Annotated in this window: 15 protein-coding genes and 5 tRNA genes; 18 read left to right on the plus strand and 2 right to left on the minus strand. The window is 40.6% G+C overall.

All coding sequences use genetic code 11. The features are described from left to right. The first annotated feature begins 5 nt into the window (after positions 1–5). The 16 genes from prfB to QMA12_RS12720 all read left to right on the plus strand — a co-directional run bounded on the left by prfB (position 6) and on the right by QMA12_RS12720 (position 13585). Positions 6–1104, plus strand: a protein-coding gene (gene prfB / locus QMA12_RS12645; RefSeq protein WP_290209305.1) for a peptide chain release factor 2 whose coding sequence is annotated in 2 segments (ribosomal slippage) — positions 6–80 and positions 82–1104 — 1098 coding nt in all. Because the reading frame shifts where the segments join, the coding sequence is not laid out codon by codon here. A 26-nt stretch (positions 1105–1130) separates the two neighbouring features. After that, positions 1131–2666 (plus strand): lysine--tRNA ligase, encoded by a 1536-nt coding sequence (gene lysS / locus QMA12_RS12650; protein WP_290209306.1) that lies wholly within the window; start codon positions 1131–1133, stop codon positions 2664–2666. Between the two features lie 297 nt (positions 2667–2963). Continuing rightward, on the plus strand, positions 2964–3152 hold the full coding sequence (locus tag QMA12_RS12655; protein WP_290209307.1) for a hypothetical protein: 189 nt from the start codon (positions 2964–2966) through the stop codon (positions 3150–3152). Between the two features lie 129 nt (positions 3153–3281). Further along, positions 3282–3374: transfer RNA gene (locus QMA12_RS12660), tRNA-Ser, on the plus strand. A gap of 36 nt (positions 3375–3410) precedes the next feature. Continuing rightward, positions 3411–3487: transfer RNA gene (locus QMA12_RS12665), tRNA-Arg, on the plus strand. Positions 3488–3548: 61 nt separating this feature from the next. Further along, a tRNA-Arg gene (locus QMA12_RS12670) sits at positions 3549–3625 on the plus strand. A 70-nt stretch (positions 3626–3695) separates the two neighbouring features. After that, positions 3696–3772 (plus strand) — tRNA-Arg (locus tag QMA12_RS12675). Between the two features lie 209 nt (positions 3773–3981). After that, positions 3982–4058: transfer RNA gene (locus tag QMA12_RS12680), tRNA-Arg, on the plus strand. Between the two features lie 1000 nt (positions 4059–5058). After that, positions 5059–6435 (plus strand): NlpC/P60 family protein, encoded by a 1377-nt coding sequence (locus QMA12_RS12685; protein WP_290209308.1) that lies wholly within the window; start codon positions 5059–5061, stop codon positions 6433–6435. A gap of 8 nt (positions 6436–6443) precedes the next feature. Continuing rightward, complete coding sequence (locus QMA12_RS12690; RefSeq protein WP_087532923.1) at positions 6444–7556, plus strand: dipeptide epimerase; 1113 nt, start codon at positions 6444–6446, stop codon at positions 7554–7556. Then, positions 7553–8317: a L,D-transpeptidase family protein gene (locus tag QMA12_RS12695; RefSeq protein WP_217896186.1), complete on the plus strand. Its 765-nt coding sequence runs from the start codon at positions 7553–7555 to the stop codon at positions 8315–8317. Before QMA12_RS12690 ends, QMA12_RS12695 begins: the two co-directional genes overlap by 4 nt. Positions 8318–8422: 105 nt before the next feature. Further along, positions 8423–9994, plus strand: coding sequence for a sodium:solute symporter (locus tag QMA12_RS12700; protein WP_087532924.1), 1572 nt, complete (start codon positions 8423–8425; stop codon positions 9992–9994). After that, positions 9987–10883 (plus strand): BadF/BadG/BcrA/BcrD ATPase family protein, encoded by an 897-nt coding sequence (locus QMA12_RS12705; RefSeq protein WP_290209309.1) that lies wholly within the window; start codon positions 9987–9989, stop codon positions 10881–10883. Before QMA12_RS12700 ends, QMA12_RS12705 begins: the two co-directional genes overlap by 8 nt. Before the next feature lie 4 nt (positions 10884–10887). Then, positions 10888–11823, plus strand: a complete 936-nt coding sequence (gene murQ, locus QMA12_RS12710; RefSeq protein ID WP_087532926.1) for an N-acetylmuramic acid 6-phosphate etherase — start codon at positions 10888–10890, stop codon at positions 11821–11823. After that, the gene (locus tag QMA12_RS12715) at positions 11824–13008 is read left to right on the plus strand and encodes a DUF1343 domain-containing protein (protein WP_290209312.1); all 1185 of its coding nucleotides are present in this window, start codon (positions 11824–11826) and stop codon (positions 13006–13008) included. 352 nt (positions 13009–13360) lie between these two features. Further along, on the plus strand, positions 13361–13585 hold the full coding sequence (locus QMA12_RS12720) for a hypothetical protein (RefSeq protein WP_087532928.1): 225 nt from the start codon (positions 13361–13363) through the stop codon (positions 13583–13585). Positions 13586–13667: 82 nt separating this feature from the next. Here the strand turns inward: QMA12_RS12720 and QMA12_RS12725 are convergent, their stop codons facing one another. Beyond that, positions 13668–16697, minus strand: coding sequence for a carboxypeptidase regulatory-like domain-containing protein (locus QMA12_RS12725; protein ID WP_087532929.1), 3030 nt, complete (start codon positions 16695–16697; stop codon positions 13668–13670). A gap of 443 nt (positions 16698–17140) precedes the next feature. Further along, complete coding sequence (locus QMA12_RS12730) at positions 17141–17986, minus strand: MurR/RpiR family transcriptional regulator (RefSeq protein ID WP_087532930.1); 846 nt, start codon at positions 17984–17986, stop codon at positions 17141–17143. A 390-nt stretch (positions 17987–18376) separates the two neighbouring features. Between QMA12_RS12730 and pbp4b the strand changes: the two genes are divergently transcribed. Together pbp4b and QMA12_RS12740 are read left to right on the plus strand one after the other, a co-directional pair. Then, positions 18377–20821 carry a penicillin binding protein PBP4B gene (gene pbp4b / locus QMA12_RS12735; RefSeq protein WP_290209317.1) on the plus strand — a complete coding sequence of 815 codons (2445 nt, stop codon included), beginning with the start codon at positions 18377–18379 and terminating at the stop codon, positions 20819–20821. A gap of 110 nt (positions 20822–20931) precedes the next feature. Continuing rightward, entirely contained in the window at positions 20932–22308 is a 1377-nt protein-coding gene (locus QMA12_RS12740) for a Na+/H+ antiporter NhaC family protein (protein WP_087532932.1), read from the plus strand. The last annotated feature ends 18 nt before the right edge of the window (positions 22309–22326 follow it).

Raw genomic sequence — 22326 nt, forward strand, 5'->3', positions numbered from 1 at the left:
CGTAGATGTTTGAAGTGAATCCTGTGATTAATCAAATCAAGGAAATTCGCGAACGTACCGAGCTGCTTCGGGGGTACCTTTGACTACGCTCATAAACAAGAGCGCCTAGAAGAGGTTAACGCCGAACTTGAAGACTCAGCGGTATGGAATGAGCCTGAACGTGCGCAAGCACTTGGCCGTGAAAAATCAGCACTAGAGGCTGTTGTCGAAACGATTGACAACCTTGTTGCTGGTGCCGACGATGTTGAAGGTTTACTTGAACTTGCCATTGAAGCTGAAGACGAAGAAACGTTCGCTGAAGCGCAGAGTGAGCTGGATGACTTAAACGAGCAGCTCGAAGGTTTAGAGTTCCGTCGTATGTTCTCAGGAGCCCACGATTCAAACGATGCTTACTTAGATTTACAATCTGGCTCAGGCGGCACCGAAGCACAAGACTGGTGTAACATGCTGCTGCGTATGTACTTACGTTGGGGTGAAGCGAAAGGCTTTAAAGTTGAATTAGTTGAAGCCACTGACGGTGATGTTGCGGGTATCAAAGGCGCCACAGTACGCTTTGTTGGTGAATACGCTTATGGCTGGTTGCGCACAGAAACAGGTGTTCATCGTCTTGTGCGTAAGAGTCCATTTGATTCAAGTGGCCGTCGTCACACATCTTTTGCTTCAGCATTTGTATACCCTGAGATAGACGATAATATCGAAATTGATATTAACCCGTCTGATTTACGAATTGACGTATACCGCGCATCAGGTGCGGGTGGTCAGCACGTAAATACCACAGAATCTGCGGTACGTATTACCCACGTGCCAACAAATACGGTTGTACAGTGTCAAAACGAGCGTTCTCAGCATAAAAATAAAGCGCAAGCGATGAAGCAGTTAAAAGCAAAATTATTTGAGCTCGAACTGCAACAACAAAATGCTGAAAAACAAAGCCAAGAAGACGCCAAATCGGATATCGGTTGGGGTAGTCAAATTCGTTCATATGTACTTGATGACGCCCGTATTAAAGATTTGCGTACTGGCGTTGAAAACCGTAATACCCAATCGGTACTTGACGGTAACTTAGACAAATTTATTGAAGCCAGCCTAAAATCTGGTTTATAACCACCAAGCTAAAAAAGAGCTAAAAAATGACTGATCAAATCCAAGACGAAAATAAGTTAATCGCTGAGCGTCGTGGCAAATTAGACGCTATTCGCGAAAATTGCCCAGCCAACGGTCATCCAAACCAATTCCGTCGTGAGCATTACACGGCAGATTTGCAGGCTGAGTTTGGTGATAAATCGAAAGAAGAGTTAGTAGAGCTTCAGCATGTAGTTTCAATTGCTGGACGTATCCTTGCTAAGCGTGGTCCTTTCCTTGCAATTCAAGACATGAAAGGTCGCGTACAAGCGTATGCATCTAAAGATGTACAAAAAGACTTAAAAGCAAAATATGGTCAACTAGATATCGGCGATATCATCGGTGTTAAAGGTGCACTTAATAAATCAGGTAAAGGCGATTTATACGTAGAAATGACTGAGTATCAATTGCTTACTAAGTCATTACGCCCACTTCCTGAAAAATTCCATGGTCTATCGGATCAAGAAACTAAGTATCGCCAACGTTATGTTGATTTGATCACTAACGAAGCAACTCGTGAGACGTTCCGTATTCGCTCACAAGTAGTTGAAGGTATTCGTCGTTTCTTAGCTGACCGTGACTTCATGGAAGTAGAAACACCGATGCTACAGGTTATTCCTGGTGGCGCAACGGCGCGTCCATTTGTGACTCACCACAATGCTCTTGATATCGACATGTACTTACGTATTGCACCAGAGCTTTACTTAAAGCGCTTGGTGGTAGGTGGTTTTGACCGCGTATTTGAAATTAACCGTAACTTTCGTAACGAAGGGTTATCAACACGTCACAACCCAGAATTCACTATGATTGAGTTCTACCAAGCATACGCTGATTACATCGACTTAATGAACATCACCGAAGATATGCTTCGTACAGTGGCAACAAACGTACTTGGCAGCCCAATTGTTGTTAATACAACAAAAGACGAAAACGGTGAAGTGATTGACTCAGTAGAGTATGACTTTGGTCAACCGTTTACCCGTTTAAGCATGGCGGATGCAATCTTAAAATATAACCCAGACTTTGATGCTGCGGTATTTAACGACCCAGAAAATCATTTTGAAGAATTAAAAGCGTATGCTAAACAAGTGCACGTTAAAATTCCTGAAAACTGTGTGTGGGGCCCTGGTAAGTTCTTATGTGAGATATTTGAAGAAACGGCCGAGCACATGCTTATTCAACCTACATTTATCACAGGCTATCCGTGGGAAGTATCACCACTTGCACGTCGTAACGATGAAAACCCATTTGTTACTGACCGTTTTGAGTTCTTTGTTGGCGGCCGCGAGCTTGCTAATGGTTTCTCTGAGCTTAACGATGCACAAGATCAAGCAGAGCGTTTCACGCGTCAAGTTGAAGAAAAAGACGCGGGCGATGATGAAGCAATGCATTACGACGAAGATTACATTCGCGCACTTGAATATGGCCTACCGCCAACAGCAGGTGAGGGCATTGGTATTGACCGTTTAGTTATGTTGTTTACTGATTCACCTACAATCAAAGACGTTATCTTGTTCCCGCATATGCGTCCACAAGCTGACTAATACTATTTTTATTAAATAGTAGAAAAACGCCGCTTAAATGCGGCGTTTTTGTGTACGATATATCTGCAAGGTGCGTACGCTATTTCGTAGTATTAAATCTAACATAGTCGATAATCAGCTTTTTGCTGATGTAATTAACTGATTTTTATTAAATTAGATAATTATTTAGATGTAATCTTATTAAAAAGTACAAAGATATAAATATCGGGTAGATTATTAAGTGTAAATACAGCGTAAAGTATGTACTCGGATTTAGAAATTAACCCTAAAGTGTTTTATAGATAAATGGATTTAGATATGAAAGATAAGAAACAGCCAAAGCTAAGCTCTTTGGATAGCTTCACAGATGAACAGCAAAGACAAAACTACTATCGTGCGTGTATTGCCGAATTTCAACAATTAGGTTATCAAGATCAGTATTTAGAACAGCTAGGTGATGAGCTTGTTCCATTGTTGGGTGTTGAGACTGATATTAAAAAATCCTAAGTTGCTTAATCATCAAGCTTAAAGCGCTCTTTTTTTACACTAATGTGTATTCTCTAACCGAACAGCTACTTTTAACAAGAAAAGTGTTTGACATATTTTCTGAAATCTTTATTATACGCCCCACAAGACGGAGAGGTGGCCGAGTGGCCGAAGGCGCTCCCCTGCTAAGGGAGTATAGGGTTTGTAGCTCTATCGAGGGTTCGAATCCCTCCTTCTCCGCCATTTATTTTATAAATGGTCTCTTGTAATGTAAAGAATGGGCGCATAGCTCAGCTGGATAGAGTACCTGGCTACGAACCAGGCGGTCGGAGGTTCGAATCCTCCTGCGCCCACCATCCTTTACTTGCTTTTTAAAAGCAGACTCTACTTAGAGGATAAATAAGAAATCAAAAAAGTGGGCGCATAGCTCAGCTGGATAGAGTACCTGGCTACGAACCAGGCGGTCGGAGGTTCGAATCCTCCTGCGCCCACCACTTTTGAATACAATTAGTTTAGCAACTGATTAATGCCGTCAGATAAGACCTTAAAATCGAAATAGAATGTGGGCGCATAGCTCAGCTGGATAGAGTACCTGGCTACGAACCAGGCGGTCGGAGGTTCGAATCCTCCTGCGCCCACCACTTTTAACTCATGCTTCAGAGTATAAAAAAGTAAAGTGTTGGTTTAACAACCAAGCGGTCGGAGGTTCACTTTTTGAAGATACGTCCTACGTCCACCACTTTCTATTACTATTTAAGTTAATAGAAAATAGCCGACACAAGTCGGTTTTTTTATGTCCTTAAATAGAGTGTATGAGTCAGATAAGACCTTAAAATCAAAAATAGAATGTGGGCGCATAGCTCAGCTGGATAGAGTACCTGGCTACGAACCAGGCGGTCGGAGGTTCGAATCCTCCTGCGCCCACCACTTTCTATAATTTTTATAGAAAAAGTAACCGACGAGAGTCGGTTTTTTTATGTATGAAATTTGCAATAAGCTCTGGTTTATCCCGCGCTTTTTAAAGATTAAACCACCAACCGAGCGGTCTCAGGTTCACTCTTACAAGATACGTCCTGCGCCCACCACTTTCTATAATTTTTATAGAAAAAGTAACCGACGATAGTCGGTTTTTTTATGCATGAAATTTGCAATAAGCTCTGGTTTATCCCGTGCTTTTTAAAGATTAAACCACCAACTGAGCGGTCTCAGGTTCACTCTTACAAGATACGTCCTGCGCCCACCACTTTCTATAATTTTTATAGAAAAAGTAACCGACGAGAGTCGGTTTTTTTATGTCTGAAATTTGCAATAAGCTCTGGTTTATCCCGTGCTTTTTAAAGATTAAACCACCAACTGAGCGGTCTCAGGTTCACTCTTACAAGATACGTCCTGCGCCCAGCATTTTCTATTACTATTTAAGCATTTCGTTATTTCACCTTCTTTTTTCTTTGTGTAATAGGTTTTAAGTCAATTATTAACAATGAGCTTAAGAGGCATTTCGCTTTAAGAACTAGGAGGAAAGTTCTTAATTGATATCAGAATCAAATCTGGCGTGGGCTTGCATTGCTTTAAATGTAGCTGAGATTAATATATTTTTGTTTTGACAATTAAGTATAAACCTACTTCATAAGCGATTACATGAGTAATTTGGGTGGCGCTAAATCCTAAATAGTTAAAATCAGCCAAGTAGATAAATTTGCTTAGCCGTAAATTTGTGTTAGATTTAATAAAATATTCCTTTAATGTCGTTTTATTTAGAATTTAATTTTCATTATTTGTTCGAGCTATCTACATTGTTTAAACCTCAACTTGTTGCCATGTAGATAGGAGATAAATAGACTAGCGAATAAAAAATAACAACAATGGTAAAAACGAAACTAACAGATCAACTCATTTGTTAGTGATTCAACAAATTCTAGGGGGACATATGCGTCGTTCAATTATCGCCATTTCTATAGCTCTAAGTTGTGCTCTTTGTAGTCCTGTACAGGCTCAAGGTTGGCAATCTGATGTAATTGGCGTTACTCAGTCACAGCTGAGTGCGCAGCATTGGCTTAAACAAAATGTATCAGCCAAAGTGTTAATGCAGCCAGAGCAGATCCAAGCATTTAACCAAAAGCTAATTAGCGATAACGATTACATTGTAGACCCGCTTGATTATAAAAAAACACTCAGTAAAGACGATTTAGAAGCGGCTATTTTAAAAGCGAGTTCAGTGCCTAAAAGTCCGCGTTTTTATACTGATGGTCGTCAGCTGAGTGCCAAGCATTTTGCTAAATATACCGATAATTTAAATCTAAATGCAGTAAAAAATACTAATAAAGTGCGTTTTGGTATGGTGGTAAAGCGCACCGCATTACGTACTTTTCCAACATGGGATCGTGTTTTAAATAGTGGTTTAGATAAAGATCTCGATCGTTTTCAAGAAAGTGGCATGTTCCCTGGTGAAAGTGTAGCTGTACTGCACCAAAGTACAGATAAAAAGTGGCTTTTAGTTCGCGCTTATAATTATTTGGCTTGGACGCCAGCTGAAGATATTGCTTTTGGTGATGCGAATACTATTCGAGAGTACAAAAACCAAGTTGACTTTTTATTAGTAACGGGTGCCAAAGTGAGGACTGCATATGTGCCAGATGATAACTCTCGCTCAGAAGTACAGCTCGATATGGGGGTGCGCTTACCTTTAATGGCAGCAAAAGATGTTCCGCATTTACTAAATGGTCAAAATACCTATGCAAGTCATGTTGTGCAGTTACCGACACGAAACGAGCAAGGGCTATTAGAAATAAAACCTGCAATGATCAGTAAATCTGCGGATGTAAATATGGGGTATTTACCCTACACTGAAGCTAATTTGATCAAACAAGGTTTTAAATTTTTAGGTGAACGTTATGGTTGGGGCCATGACTACAATGGCCGGGATTGCACCGGTTTTGTTGGTGAAATTTATAAAAGTTTTGGTTTATTAATGCCTCGTAATTCAGGGCAACAAGGTAGTAGTGAGTACGGCACTAATAACCGTTTTGATAAACAAAGCACCGAGCAACAAAAGCTTGGTGTAACACAGCAAATGAAAATAGGTGATCTTATTTATATCCCTGGCCATGTAATGATGTACCTGGGTGAACAAAACGGCCAGCCATACGTGATCCACGACGTAAAAGGGTTAGGTTACAACAATGCTGATGGCAGTTTTTACTCAGGGTCACTTAACGGTGTATCGGTAACACCGTTGCTGCCTTTACGTTTATCCCAAAAGGTGAGCTATTTAGACCGAGTTTATAATATTAAGCGTATTCGTTAGGAGCCAATATGAAAATAAAAACAATACGTTTTGCCAAACTTAAAGTGCCGCTAGTTACCCCTTTTAAAACAGCGTTACGAGAAGTCAGTTTTATTGAAGACTTAGTGATTATTATTGAGACAAACTGCGGCCAACTAGGTTACGGTAGTGCAGCATCAACACCTGTTATTACGGGTGATACCCACCAAGGTATGATGAGTGTAATTAGTCAATTTATTGCCCCAAAATTGATTGATAGAGAGATAGAAAATATTAATCAGATTTGCCAGATTATTCAATCAACAGTGGTAGGCAATTACAGCGCAAAAGCAGCTTTAGAACTGGCTGTTTATGACCTGTGGGGTAAGTTGTATCAAGCACCGCTTTATAAGTTACTTGGTGGTGGCAGCAAAGATCTTAGAACCGACATAACCATTAGTGTTGATGCGATTGATAAAATGCTTGCTGATTGCCAACTTGCAGTGCAACAAGGCTTTGATATTTTAAAAGTAAAAATAGGCAACGACCTACAGCAAGACATTGCTCGCATTAATGCTATCTACCAAGATTATGGCCAACAAGCGCAAATACGCTTAGATGTAAATCAAGGCTGGTCAGCGAAGCAAACGGTGTTTGCGTTACAACAGCTTGAAAATAACAATGTACAATTAGAGCTTGTCGAACAACCCGTTAAAAGTGATGATTTTAAAGGATTAAAATACATAACAGAGCGTGTTAATACACCCATAATGGCTGATGAAAGTGCGTTCTCGCCGCAGCAGGTTATTCAGTTGCTAGAACAAAACGCAGTAGATATTATCAATATTAAAGTGATGAAGACTGGCGGCCTTAGTCGCGCGATAGAAATCGCCAATATTACCGCACAATATCAAGCACAATGCATGATTGGTTGTATGCTTGAAGGAAGTATCGCAGTAGCAGGCGCAGCTCATTTGGCATCAGCAAAAGCGCAGCAAATCACTAAAATTGATTTAGACGGCCCTGCACTTGGCCAGTACGATCCAGTACAAGGTGGGGTTGAGTTTAAAGGGCCTGCAATCACGTTAGGTGATGCGCCAGGTTTAGGGATAATTAAAATAGATGGGTTACAAGATATAACCGATGGAGTCTGGCCAATATGAAAAAATATATAAAAATAACCACTGCGGCACTTATATTGAGTAGTTCTGTGGGGTGTGCGCAGCAACATGTTAGTGCTCAAAACACGGTTATACCAGAGCAAACAAAACAATTGGTAGTCGTAATTGCTGATGATTGGCAAACCACACAAGCGCAATTGTATCGTTTTGAACAAAGTGAGAGTGGGTGGCAACAAGTCGGTGATGATTATTCTGTGGTATTAGGGCGCACAGGTTTAGCATGGGGAATAGGCTTACATCCAGAGCAAGGGGGCCTGCAAAAGCAAGAAGGTGATGGTAAAGCGCCTGCAGGTATTTTTGAGCTAGGTACCGCATTTGGTTATTTAGACTCATTACAAACTAACATGACCTATCAAGGTATGACAGCTAACGACTATTGCATAGATGTAAAAGGCTCGCCATTTTATAATCAATTAGTTGATAAGTCAGTCGTGGGTGATACGGCGGTTAAAGGGTCGTCCGAATGGATGCGCCGTGATATCTATAGTCAAGACAATCTGTATAAAAAAGGCATTGTTGTAAAGCATAATAGTGAAAATATCGATGGTGCTGGTAGTTGTATTTTTATGCATTTATGGCGAGCCCAAGATAAGCCAACCGCTGGCTGTACAGCTATGACTGAGCAAAATATGGATAGTTTATTAGCATGGTTAGATAAAAAAAATGCCCCATTAATGGTGAGCTTACCAAAGCAGCAATATGCACAAAAGCAAGTAGTGTGGAACCTGCCTAGTATTAAATAGCAGATTTTAAAGCAGAGTTGAGCAAATGAAATAATAAAATCATTTGCTTTTAATTTATTTGATGGAATAATATATTCCTTAAGTTGTTTTTTGTTGGGATAATAAATGAGTGCACAATACACCTTGTTAGATTGGCTCGTGTTTGCAAGCTACGGTGCAATTTTATTGCTTAGTGGCTGGTGGTTTAATCGTAAGCGTGCCAATTCAAGCCAAGATTTCTTTTTAGGCGGCAATAGTATGCCAACATGGATGGTGGCAATTTCGGTATTAGCAACATCGCAATCAGCCGCTACGTTTATTGGTGGGCCAGATCAAGGCTATCAAGGGGATTTGTCTTATTTAGCAACTAATATTGGTGCTTTCATAGCTGCCTTTATAGTATCTGTATTTTTGATCCCTAAGTTTTACCAGCAAAAAGTTTATACCGTATATGAGCTGCTTGAAAAACGCATTGGCCCAAAAGCTAAGCGTCGTAGTGGATTAATGTATTTATTTGGTCGCGTGTTTGCCAGTGGTGCACGTTTATATATGGCGGCTATAGCGGTAGCTATGATTTTGTATGGCAATATAGAAGCGCAAAGTGTGATCATAGCCACTTTATTGTTGGCTTTAGCTGGTTTGTTATACACCGTGTTTGGTGGCATTCGAAGTGTAATTTATTCAGATGTGCTGCAAAGCATTGTTTATGTAAGTGCCGCAATTGCCGTTATTTGGTGTTTGTTATTGTTAATACCGGCGGATTTTTCGACCATTATGGCAACTTTAAATGAGCCTGCTCCTGGTGCTGACTCTAAATTAGCCATTTTTAAGTTTGATCTCGATTTTGGCCCCAGTGGTGTGTTCAATATCGCCTCGGTATTAACCGGATTTGTACTATTAAATATTGCAGCATTTGGCTTAGATCAAGACATGACACAGCGGTTGTTAACCTGCAAAAGCGAGAAAGAAGGTAGTAAAGCCTTAGTACTTTCGATTGTGATGGTTATTCCAGTCATGTTGGTTTTTATCTTTATCGGCCTATTGCTTTATGTGGTTTATCAACAACCCTTATTGATGAACAGTGATGGTGCTCAAGTAGTGCAAGAGTTTAATGGTGAGAAGATTACTATTTTCATGTACTACGTACTCAATGAAGCCCCTGCCGGGGTAAAAGGACTTGTCAGCGTAGGTATTATAGCGGCGGCAATTTCTACACTAAATTCCGGTTTAAGTTCAATGTCTTCGGTTATAGTACAAGATTTGTATCGCCCATATTTAGAAGCTAAAAACAAGCAGGTCGCTGACAGTCATTTTGTTAAGGCAGGACGCGTGGGAATGGCGTTTGTGAGTCTTTCTTTAGCCGTTATGGCCATCCTTTGTTATTTTTGGCAGCAGTACTCTGATATGCCACTGTTAAAGTTTGCGCTAAGTGTCATGGTATTTTCGTATAGTGGTTTGTTAGGTGTGTATTTTACTACTTTGTTCACCAAACGTGGCAGTGAAAGTTCAGTGCTTGCAGCTTTGATTATAGGCTTTTTAGTCACTTTATTAATGCAGCCATACATGATTGACTGGTTATTACCGCAGGAGCAACGTTTTTACTTAGGCTTTACTTGGCAGCTTTGTATCGGCACTGCATTAGCCACAATAGTGTGTTGTTTAGGGAAGCCTGTATTAAGGAAGTCGGCGGATGAGTAAAATAAATTATTTACTCGCACTTGATGGCGGTGGAACTAAAATTACTGCACATATTATTCACTTAAACAGTGATACCACCTATGTGGCGCATGGCGGCGAAGCATCATTAAGTAATAACTTTCAAACGGCATTAAACAACATTGAAGCCATGATCTACAACTTGCTTGAGCAAAGTAACGCAAAACTAGACGAAGTTATTGCGGTCATGGGTGTGGCCGGAGGTGGCTCAAAAGAGCTGTCGGAACGGTTAACTGCAGCCCTTGAGCTTGGTTGTGACATAAAGTTTGCTCAATTACATATATACAGTGATGCAATAAGCTCTTTGTATGGTGCAAATGAAGGCAAGCCCGTTGCCATGGTAGCCTTAGGTACAGGCGCGGTTGGAGCAAGACTAACCGAAGATGGTAACACTCACCTTATTGGTGGCTGGGGCTTTATGGCTGATGATTTTGGTGGCGGCGCACATTTAGGTTTGAGCGCAGTTCAAGCGCTTCTTAATGATATAGATTGTTTTGGTGCGCCAAACAGTAAGGTAACTAAAAAAATAGCTAATCTCATTGGTTGCCAACGGGCTCAGCTTAGTACCTGGTTACATGCAGCTAAAGCCATTGACTATGCTCGTTTTACATACCTTATTTTTGAACTGCAAGACGACTGCGAAGTCGCACACACATTACTAAAAAATCATGCTCGACAAGTTGAGTATTTAATTAAAAAAACACGCGCAAACAGCGAATTACCTGTTATGTTAACAGGTGGCTTAGCTGATGTTACGATAGCGCTATTAAATCAGCAAATGCAGCAATTGATTACCCCTAGGTTGGGAGATTCATTGCGTGGTGCCACCTTATTGGCACACCAGCATTTGCAAAATGACTATATAGGATAAACCGATGAGTTCTGAATACGCATTTGAACAACAACGTACACTTTTAGAGGAACTAAATGGTATCGTCTCAGAAGGGCAGAACCCAGATACTCTAGATATTGACTTGCTTGATAGCATGCAAATCTTGACCAAAATAAATCAAGAAGATCAGAAGGTTGCCCAAGCTGTTAAATTGGTTATTCCACAAATTAGTGAAGCGGTTGACTATATTGAAACAGCGTTTAAACAAGGTGGCCGACTGATCTATATAGGTGCAGGCACAAGCGGGCGCTTAGGGATTTTAGATGCCGTAGAATGCGCACCAACATATAGCGTTAATGATCAACAAGTGATGGGGATTATTGCCGGCGGCGAAACAGCGTTTAAAAAAGCCGTTGAAGGAGCTGAAGATAGCCTTACTTTAGGTGTTGAGGATTTAAAAGCGATTAATTTACAAGCCAAAGATGTTGTAGTGGGGATTGCCGCCAGTGGCCGTACTCCTTATGTACGTGCTGCAATTGAATACGCTAAATCTGTGGGTTGTAAAACGGTTGGTGTTACCTGTAATCCTAATTCGTTAGTGATGAAGTTACCTGATATTGGTATTTGCCCAGTTGTTGGTGCAGAGGCGGTAACAGGTTCAACTCGGATGAAGTCTGGCACAGCGCAAAAACTCGTTTTAAATATGCTTAGTACTGCCAGTATGATCCGCACAGGTAAGGTATATAAAAACCTCATGGTGGATGTAAATGCTAGCAATGAAAAGCTTCATGCCCGTGCTATTCGTATTGTTATGCAAGCAACCGACTGCTCACATCAGCGAGCTGTTGATGCACTCGCACAGGCAAAACAAAGCGCGAAGTTAGCTATCTTAATTGTGCTAACAGGTAAAGATGCAGCGCAAGCAGAGCAAATGCTCACTCAAGCTGATGGCTTTTTACGTAAAGCAGTGGAGTTATAGATGTTTTTAAGAGCGCTTGTGTTATTAGCTTGCTTAGTGTTAGTGGCTTGTAACAATTCACCGCACGCTGAAGTCACTCAACCTGTGAGTCTAAAACTACAGGTAGCTGCAGCGCAATTTGAGCAATATTTACCTGAGCTACAAGGTAAGCGAGTTGGCTTAGTTGTTAATCAAACATCGCAAGTCGATGGTGTGCACCTTGTTGATGTGTTACGCGCTGAAGGTGTAAACATCATTAAAATCTTTGCTCCTGAGCATGGTTTTCGTGGCGATCATGATGCAGGTGCTCATGTAAAAAGTGCTGTAGATGCTAAAACAGGCATTGATGTAGTGTCGATTTACGGCAGTAATAAAAAGCCCGATGCCGAAGTACTGAGTGAACTTGATGTGATCATTTTTGATATTCAAGATGTGGGTGTGCGCTTTTACACTTATATCAGCTCGATGCATTATATGATGGAAGCCGCGGCGCAAAACAACGTAAAATTTATGGTACTTGATAGACCAAACCCAAACATTGCTTATGTTGACGGGCCAATTTTAGAGTCTGAGTTTCGCTCTTTTGTTGGGATGCACCCCATTCCAGTGTTACATGGTATGACTGTGGGTGAACTAGCCAAAATGATCAAAGGTGAGAATTGGATAGATAGCGCTAACGAACTTGATTTGAGCGTATTTCCTGTAGCCAATTATACTCGCAATACCTCATACCAAGTGCCCGTAAAGCCAAGCCCTAATTTACCTAATGCACAATCAATTACCTTGTATCCGTCATTATGTTTTTTCGAAGCAACACCCATCACGATAGGGCGTGGTACTGACTTTCCCTTTCAAGTTGTTGGGTATTCGCCTGTAGCTCTAGGAGAGTTTAGCTTTACACCTCGTGCGATTAAAGGCGCGTCTATGAACCCTAAATTTAAAGATGTGACGGTGCAAGGCGTAGATTTACGTGACAGTATGATAAAGGGACTCGATTTAAGCTTATTTATTAGTGCTTATAAAAAACTCACCGTTAATGAACAGGTGTTTTTCGAACGTGCAAGTTTTATGGATAAGCTGGCCGGCACCGATAAACTGCGCTTAGCAATTGAAGCAGGGCAAACCGAACACCAAATTAAACAGAGTTGGCAGCAAGGTTTAGAGCGCTTTAAACAACAGCGAAAGCCGTATTTGCTGTATCAATAAAAGCATAAAAGCAGTACCTTATTAACTTGATAAACGCAGACTAGTCTGCGTTTTTATTGCGCTTAAAAAAGGCGTATAGCTAAATTTAATGGAATAGAAATAATGAACCTGTAAGAAAGTGGTCTGATTTTTTAGTTAATTCGAGTCTTGTCCAATCTCACATGAGTACCCGTATTTTACCAAGCCAAGCAAATGTACATGCAGTTACATTAAAAGATAAAGATTACTTAACCTGAACTCTGGTTAAGAGATGTACTAATGTATTGACATTAAATCACAAATATATTTATTAGTCTCCAGCCGGAGACTTTTAGCGATAACAAGGCGAATTTACGCGTCAATAGCTGGCCTATTGCAAGTAAATTCAACGCAGTTAGCGTTGAAAGTAGTCGCTGGAGATAGATTTATTATCCAGAGTTCAGGTTACTTAAGCAAAGCGCTTGAAATGGATGGACAAGTTCTAATTGAGCTTTGTTATTGCTCTATCTATGAACAATGCTGGGTAGTCGACAGAAACAACCAACCCAAAGAGGTTGCTCAATGTGAAATTGCTACTGATCAGCGCTTTGTGCAATAAGTTCTGTATTTAAGGTATAAAAAAGGCCACTGATGTGGCCTTACCCTGGATTGGGGGAAATTAGTGCTTGGTTGTCTAACCCTTAAAATTCAAAGTTGAATGAAAGTTGTAACGTACGGGGGTTGTAGTAGTTACGGTATTCCCCAAATGTTTCTGAACTCATATATGGGTTATTGTTGTAACCTGTTTGGCGATTAAATACGTTAAACAAGTCAGCTCTAAATTGCATCTCGAAATCACCTGCAACTTTAAAGTCTTGCGTATAGTTTAGATCAAGTTGCCAGTGGCTCGCACTGCGACGGCTACCTGCAGGCTCTCCATAGCGGCTTGTGTCGCTTGAATAACCATAGATTGAACCATCCCATGCTTCCCATGGTTTACCTGATTGAAATACAAAGTAAGCGCCCACATTCGCTTCCCAAGGAACCGTGTAGTAACCATAAACTTTTAACAAGTGTGGTTTATCACCTGATAATGTGCCGGAGCGGTTATCCCATGGATAGCGACCACGACCATCACCATAGTAAGACGACCCAATAAAGTTATTCGCATCATTAGTCGCGGTGGTATTATCTTGGTCAAAGTTACCGTAGTAATGACTCCATACGTATGATGCATTTACATAGCTGTTTTCACCCATGTACTCAGCTTCAATGCTGGCTTCCCAGTATTTGGTTTCGCCGCCATCAACTTCAGCAATAACATAAGAAGAACCACCAATCTCATCACGAATCGCATCTAGATTATCGACATATAACCCTTGTGCAGCAATATCAGCTGGTACACCTGATGCTTCAACCTCTGAATAATCAGTTAAGCGTCCAGTATTCGGCATATCTTCCCAAAAGTGATTACCTTTACGATGACGTACGTGAGCACGAAGTACTAAATCAGAACCGACATACTTAGTCGTACCAATTGTAAATTCGGTTACACGTCGTGGTTTCATGTCATCGGCAAATACTTTACCTGATGAACCTTGGCGAGGCTCTGCATAGATAACATTACCTGCATCATCAAATTCTACTTCGACTTCAGCACGAGTATTACGGTCCCATGATGCTGCACGTGCTAGTGAACTTGCTTCAGGGTTATAGATTGAGAAGTTAGCAAATACTGAATCTTCATCAGAGTAGGTCCAAGTTGCACCTAATCGCGGCTGCAGCATGTCAGTCCAATCTGTTTGGTACATTTCATATTTATTACCCGGAGCAACTTCGTAACCTGATAGTGTGCCAGATGCTTCGCGTAAACCTTGACCATACCAAGTGTCTTGGCTTACTAGTAAGCCAAGGTTGTAAGTCCAGTCACCCACTTCAATCGTGTCATTAATTTCAAAGTTAAGACTACGTGTTTCAGATTTTATTCCTGAAACGGGTGTGCTGCCATCAGTTGCAAGGCTCATTTGTTGAACATATGCACGATAAACAACTGGCGCAGTACTGCCTTCTTCTAAGCTTTCATCAAGCCCACCTACGTAAGAAACTCGGCCCCATCCATTTGATAAACGAGTAAGCTCTTCAACGCCTTTCTCCCACTTAGCACCAAAGTGAAGTGTGTGGTATGTATCACCCCAATCAAATTCGTGTTCAAGGTTTACTTCAAAGCTATCGCGAGAAAAGTCTTGGTTATCATATTGATAATAAGCACCTACGCCACCGCCACCAAGCATTTGACCATCTTCAGTATAACCATATTGGTTAATAAGTGGCGTTGCACCGTTATTAAAGGCATCAATCTGTGCTTGGGTATAACTCCCTTCTGGGTCGTAATCACGAATACTAGGGACTGAGAAGTAACCCATTTGTTCTAGGTTACTGATATCGAGCTGGCTAGATAGCGACGGAGTTACAGACAACACGTTATCTGGCTGTGAGCCTGTATCTAGGTCAAATTTACTATATTGAAATGAGAGCGTAGTTGCTGAACCTAAAATCCAAGAACCATCTAACGTAAAGATATCTTGCGATGCTTTATCACCAACAGATACTGAGTCAGTTTCATAAGCACCAACAGAACGACCATTGATCTCTTTATCTGAAGTACGTTGTGAAATGTTTAACAGGAGATCATCAGTAGGGGCCCAAGTTAATTTACCAAAGTACTCATCACGTACGCTTTCGTAGTCTTTTACTTCACCGTAGGCGGTATCTTTATTCGAACGTGTTTCTTCTGGGCGGTAGTAAGAGGTATAAAAATACAATTCATCTTCAATCAGCGGGCCGCCTAAACTAGCTGTTAACCAGCTTTTATCAAGTTCATAGCTTTCTGAACCAACAGGTGTTGCAACAAAGCTTTTAGGTTGCACTTTATATTCAACGTTGCCGTGAAATTCATCAGTACCAGACTTTGATACAGTATTGATTGAAAAACCACCCGAGCGATTAAATCCAACGGCTTTTGCACCACCTCTGTCCATAGTAACAAACTCAACATCGTGAGTAGACGGTTCAGACGCTAAGTTACCATACATAGGCAATGATACATTTACGCCATCAAAGCCATATGAATTATCAACCCCTGAACCACCAGCAGATGGGCCAAGGGTTGAGTTTTGTGAAAGCTCAACACCGGGTACTAGTTTTAATAAATCGCGATAGTCTTGACCTACAGGTACGCTTTCAATCGCTTTTTTACCAAGCGAGTTACTTAATGACGAATTACCTTGGCGGAATAACTTACTGCCTGTTACCGTAATTACTTCAACGCTTTCTTTATTAGCACTTAGTACTACATTTGCACTCGAAGTTTGCTCAAGCAGTACATCAACGGTCATCGTTTGGGTAATACCGTTGTTGTCTTCAAACGTTAGCTCGTAAGTACCTGGTTTTAGTTGCGGTAAATCATAACTACCATCTTCACGCGTTACAACAGTACGTGCTTTTGGCATGACGTTACTGCGAGCTGTGATCGTTATTCCTGCGAGTGATTGGTTTGCTTGTTCTGTTACTACTTTACCTTTAATTGCACCGTTTAAGTTGGCGAGTGCTGGAGCACTACTCAGAGCTGCGGCTATCAGCGCACCTGTTATTGCAGTTTTTGGTACTCGCAAAGCGCGGTGTGTTGCTTGCGCTAAAGAGCTTATATTGAAGGTTGGTGCATGTTTTTTCATCGTTTCCCCGTCCTTATTATAAGTTTGTTTATTGCTCTGAACTGTGTTGATTTCCCGAATAGAGTCATAAACTTTTATTATTTGTTGCCATTCTATTAAACATGTGTTGCCAGTACTGGTCAAGAATAATTTCTTCTGAAACTGCTGTTTGATAGAAATAATATATATTAAAAGTATGGTGGTTATAATTTTTCACAATATGACTAAAGATAAATTTTAACAAAGTTGAATTAAAGCAATGAGTTACCTTGAGTCCCTCTTTGGGAAATATTTTCTTAAGTAAATAGCAAACGGGGTTGATTTGTAATTTAATAGTATCTTTTAAAATTAAATAATTCTTTATGGAGGTAGCGTTGAAATATTTTATAGAGAAAAAGGATGTTGTTGGATTCAATTGAAAATAAAAAGGCCGCGAATGCGGCCTATTCTATAGTGATATGTATTTAGTGGTTTCTAAACTCGCCAACTACATCATTAGAGTGCTCTAACAACTTGCGGCCTTGGCGACTAGACTGGGTTAATGCAATAAATAGGATGTCGATTACAAAATCTTGCGCGGTGCGAGCAAGAATAGATGATAAGCGCACGGATTCTTCTTCTGCAACAGAGTACAGTTTCACATTTGCTGCATCCGCCACGGGACTATTGCCAAACTTAGTAACAGAAATTACATGGCTATTGTTATGCTTTGCTTGTTTTACCACTTCAGCAATTTCACGAGTTACCCCTGATTCACTAATCGCGATCACTAAATCACCCTTACCAAACGTTGATACATAAGAAAGTTGTGCATGACCATCGGGTTCTGCGATAGCGGGCATACCAAGCTTTTGTAGTTTATAAGAGAAATCTTTGGCTACGAGCGCTGAGCCGCCTAAGCCACAAATTAAAATACGTTTAGCGGATTTAAGCAAACTAACAGCTTGTTCAAAAGAGGGGGCATCGTTAAGGTTTTTAGTTTCACTTAGTACGGCTAGCTTGCTACTTAATAATTTTTCGGCAATTTGTTCTAATGAATCACTTAATGTGATTTTACCGTGTAATTTCGGCTCGCTGGTTTCATCATTCAATGCATCGATAACCGCTAATTTAAAGGCAGGGAACCCTTTATAGCCCAGTTTCTGTGAAAATTTAACGACACTTGATTGGCTAACACCAACAACCTTGGCTAACTCAACAGAAGAAAGATTACGTATAGCATTAGCTGAATTCAATGTGAAGTCTGCTAGTTTTGCTTCACTGCTTGACAAAGACTGACGCAATGCTTTGATTTTAACAAATGTAGACATAGTGCTCGCTTATTAAAGTATTTAGTGTATTTATAGCATTAAATGAAATTAGCTTGTACTTATTTTGGGTTCACTTGTTGCTATAATTTATATATTAAATTTATAAGTAAATATAATATTCCAATTAGTTGTAAGTTTTTATTTGGAATAATACTTAAGAATAATAGGAATAATATAGTTTGACAACCAAATTAAGAAAAACTCTAATTAAAGCAATCGTAGAATCATTTTAGATATAAAATATCTTTCGCTATTTGTTTTTTGTAAATAAATTATTTACAACTTGTTCATCTGTGGTAGTGTTTAGCATAGGGAAAAGGTGAGATTGGTACTTGATAGTTTAAGCCTCACTATTTATGTTTATTATGATTTTTCAGTAATGAGAGAACTATGACGTTTGTATCTTGGTTTAAAAAGCTTGGCTTATTGACGACGGCAACCTTACTTGTAAGTTGTGCTTCTACGCCTTATGAATTTACTCAGTCAGCTAATTATAGCCATCGCGTTAAATTTTTAGTGATGCATTACACAGCCATTGATTATGAAAAATCGATGCGCGTATTGGTCGAAGAAGGCGGCCTAAGTGCTCATTACTTATTACCTGAATCAAACGATGCGAGCTACCCCGAAGACGAACTTAAAATTATTCAGTTAGTGGATGAGCACGATAGAGCATGGCATGCCGGACGCAGCTTTTGGCAAGGCCGAGAAGATTTAAACGACCAGTCCATTGGTATTGAAATAGTCAATGTGCCCACTTGCCATTACCCTGAGGTGCCCGCTGATGTACACATGGAAAATGATGCATCAAAACTGTGTATCTTTCCTGATTATGATGCCAAGCAAATGGAATTATTGATTGAATTAAGTAAAGGTATTTTAGCGCGTAATCCAGATATTGGGCCTACTCAAGTGGTCGGTCATTCCGATATTGCACCGAGTCGTAAAAACGATCCGGGCCCACGATTTCCCTGGTATCAACTTTATAAAGCTGGCATTGGCGCGTGGTACGAAAGTAAAACCGTTGATAAGTATTGGCAACAATTTAGTTTAGTTAAACCGTCGATAGCGTTAATGCAAAAAGCATTACGTGGCTATGGTTATGATGTTCAAGCAACAAACCAACTTGACCCACAAACACTTGATACCTTAAGCGCATTTCAAATGCACTTTTTACCTTGGCATGTAAGTGGTAATGCCGATGCCCGTAGTGCATCTGTACTGTTTGCTTTGATGGAAAAGTACTTTCCTAAAAAATTAACTAAGTTAATGGCACAATATGAAAAAGAACAAACAGTAGATGTTGCCAAACCAATCACCTTAAGTAATGCACAAGTTGTTGCACGGATCCCTGATAACAACCCAAGTAGCCGATTATTAGTTAATGACAGAGGGACTTTTAAAGCATATAAAGGCCGTGGCGAGCTTATTATTGAAAACACTAATGCAACCAGTGCGGATATTTTTATCAATGGTGAAAAAATCAACATTGCAAACCCATTAACCCCTCAACAACATTATAAATATAGCCTTGCTAAGCGCACTCATAATGGCACTAATACCTTCAAAGTAGATAACGTTATGCCTGAAGGTGCAAGTTTAACTTTACGATTTTCCTACCCAACACTTGCCAATAAAACCGCAAAAAAAGTGAGTTTTAAAGAAGTTGATGCATTGATCAACGAAGAAGTAAACCAAGGTTTCCCCGGTGCTGTTCTAGCCGTGGTAAAAGATGGGCAGCTGATTAAGTTAAACCACTATGGGGATGCAAAAAAATACTCTGCAGATGGAAGTTTACTAGCCCATCCGCAAAAAATGCACGCTGATACCCTATTTGATATTGCATCCAACACAAAAATGTTTGCCACTAACTTTGCGTTAATGAAGCTGGCTAGTGAAGGTCAACTGGATGTTGAAAAGCCACTATTTTATTACCTACCAGAATTTAGAGGTGCAGGGCGCGAGCAGCGCTTAGTGAAAGATTTATTGACCCATAGCGCAGGTTACCCTGCGGTGGTGGACTTTCACCGTAAAGATAATAAATTTGGCGAACGATTTTTCTCGCAAAATAGCTTGCGCACTAAAAACTTGTTACTGACAGGCATCCCCTTTGTGGCTGGGCGTAATGTAAGGCACCTCTATTCAGATATCGACTACATGTTACTTGGCGTATTAGTTGAGCGTATTACGGGGCAATCACTCGATAGCTACGTAGAAGGACAAATTTACCAACCCTTAGGCTTAACTCAAACTGTTTATAATCCACTGCAAAAAGGTTTTAACAAAAATCAAATCGCCGCGACTGAGCTGCAAGGTAATACCCGAGGTGGACGTTTAGAATTTGAAAATGTACGTACAACGGTATTGCAAGGCCAAGTGCACGATGAAAAAGCATTTTATGCACTCGGTGGTGTTGCTGGCCATGCCGGTTTGTTTAGCACCGGGCATGATATGAGCATAATGATGCAGCTGCTATTAAATGGTGGTGGCTATGGCAACAAACAATTGTTTACTCCACAAGTAATTGAGCAATTTACTAACGCACAAGCGAGCAACGAAACTTATGGTTTAGGCTGGCGAAGAGCCGGTCATGGGGCGCAAAAATGGCATTTTGGCCCTTATGCAAGCGCGCAAGCATATGGTCATACAGGGTGGACTGGCACAGTAACGGTTATCGACCCTGTGTATGACTTAGCAATAGTATTATTAACAAATGCCCGCCATACACCCATTGAAGGCAGTGACACTCACTATGAGTTTATCGGTAAAAAGTTTGAAACAGGCAAGTATGGCTCAGTGATTTCGCTTGTTTATGAAGCTCTTTTAAATCATTAGTCGAATTATGTTGAGTTTATTACGCAACATATTAAGCTAGTGGGCTTATTTTGGCCTCAGGCTGATAATAATTATAACAGCGGCGTAGTCGCAACTTAAAAGGTTTTTGTATGTCTTGGTATTCCATTTTACCGCCGTTGATAGCGATACTAATCGTATTTTGGCGCAAAGAAGTGATTATGGCACTGCTTGTTGCCGTTGCTTCATCAGAGTTTTTATTAGCCTTACAAGGCGACGGTAACACGCTGTTTAATACTTTTATCAACACCATTGAACGTGTCGTAAGTGTGGCAAGCTCACCGGGTAATAGCCGAATACTCATATTTAGTATTTTAATAGGTGCATTGCTTGCTTATATTCGTGAGTCTGGCGGTGTGGCTGCCACTGTTAATATGTTGATGAACAAAGGCGTGGCCAAAAGCAAACGCCAAGTTGGCTTTTTAACTATGTTCTCAGGGATTGCAGTATTTATTGAATCTAACCTAAGTGTACTTACTGCGGGTATTTTGTCGCGTGGTTTATTCGATAAATTCAAAATGAGTCGTGCCCGTTTAGCGTATGTTATCGACAGCACCAGCGCGCCGGTGTGTATTTTAATATTACTCAATGGCTGGGGGGCATACGTACTTGGTTTATTGGGTAACTATGAAATGGACGAATCGGCCGTATCGGTTTTATGGGGCAGTATAGGTTATAACTTCTACGCCATTATTACCTTACTGATTGTGTTTTACACTATTTCATTTGATAAAGTTCACGGTCCACTTAAAAAAGCAGAAGAACAATTAGAACATCAACAAACAGAACTACAAGAAGAAGTAAAAGGTACAAAAGCACGTTACATGCTAGTGCCGCTAATTACCTTAATTGGTAGTATGGTTGGCTTTATGTATTGGTCAGGTAATGGTGATATTGCCAGCGGTAGTGGTTCTAAATCAGTACTGTATGCCACTATTTTAGCCTGCGTAGTTGCTTACTTTTTAATGGTGTCATCACGCGAGTTTACTCACCATAAATTAGTTGATATTGGCTTTAAAGGCATGGGCGAGCTACTGCCTTTAGTTGCTATTGTTTTGCTATCACTTACTTTAGGTGCCAGCTTAAAAGACTTAGGCACGGGCGTATTTGTGGCAGGGCTGGTGGGTGATTACTTACCTATATACTTAGTGGTGCCAGTACTGTTTGTAACCGGTGCGGTTATCTCGTTCACCACGGGTACGTCTTGGGGCACGTTTGCAATACTTATCCCCATTGGTGTGCCACTGATCCAAGCGCTAGGTTTACCGCCTTCATTAGTGATTGCGGCAATCTTAGGTGGCGGCGTATTTGGCGATCATTGCTCGCCAATATCCGACACCAGTGCAGTTTCAGCAATTGCATCAGGTTGTGACTTACTCACTCACGTTAAAACCCAAATGCCGTATGCGCTATTCGCTGGTGGCTTAACATTTGTGGCTTACCTCATTACAAGCATTATTGTTTTGTAGAGAGTTAGCGAGAGTAAA

It is taken from the genome of Pseudoalteromonas sp. APC 3893, assembly GCF_030408095.1.
Taxonomy (GTDB): domain Bacteria; phylum Pseudomonadota; class Gammaproteobacteria; order Enterobacterales; family Alteromonadaceae; genus Pseudoalteromonas.

Bases quoted from the DNA above. Each gene is read 5' to 3' on its own strand.
- lysS (WP_290209306.1), top strand. From the start codon at position 1,131: ATGACTGATCAAATCCAAGACGAAAATAAGTTAATCGCTGAGCGTCGT.
- QMA12_RS12685 (WP_290209308.1), top strand. From the start codon at position 5,059: ATGCGTCGTTCAATTATCGCCATTTCTATAGCTCTAAGTTGTGCTCTT.
- QMA12_RS12690 (WP_087532923.1), top strand. From the start codon at position 6,444: ATGAAAATAAAAACAATACGTTTTGCCAAACTTAAAGTGCCGCTAGTT.
- QMA12_RS12705 (WP_290209309.1), top strand. From the start codon at position 9,987: ATGAGTAAAATAAATTATTTACTCGCACTTGATGGCGGTGGAACTAAA.
- QMA12_RS12700 (WP_087532924.1), top strand. From the start codon at position 8,423: ATGAGTGCACAATACACCTTGTTAGATTGGCTCGTGTTTGCAAGCTAC.
- QMA12_RS12655 (WP_290209307.1), top strand. From the start codon at position 2,964: ATGAAAGATAAGAAACAGCCAAAGCTAAGCTCTTTGGATAGCTTCACA.
- QMA12_RS12730 (WP_087532930.1), bottom strand. From the start codon at position 17,986: ATGTCTACATTTGTTAAAATCAAAGCATTGCGTCAGTCTTTGTCAAGC.
- QMA12_RS12695 (WP_217896186.1), top strand. From the start codon at position 7,553: ATGAAAAAATATATAAAAATAACCACTGCGGCACTTATATTGAGTAGT.
- QMA12_RS12725 (WP_087532929.1), bottom strand. From the start codon at position 16,697: ATGAAAAAACATGCACCAACCTTCAATATAAGCTCTTTAGCGCAAGCA.
- pbp4b (WP_290209317.1), top strand. From the start codon at position 18,377: ATGACGTTTGTATCTTGGTTTAAAAAGCTTGGCTTATTGACGACGGCA.
- QMA12_RS12740 (WP_087532932.1), top strand. From the start codon at position 20,932: ATGTCTTGGTATTCCATTTTACCGCCGTTGATAGCGATACTAATCGTA.
- QMA12_RS12715 (WP_290209312.1), top strand. From the start codon at position 11,824: ATGTTTTTAAGAGCGCTTGTGTTATTAGCTTGCTTAGTGTTAGTGGCT.
- murQ (WP_087532926.1), top strand. From the start codon at position 10,888: ATGAGTTCTGAATACGCATTTGAACAACAACGTACACTTTTAGAGGAA.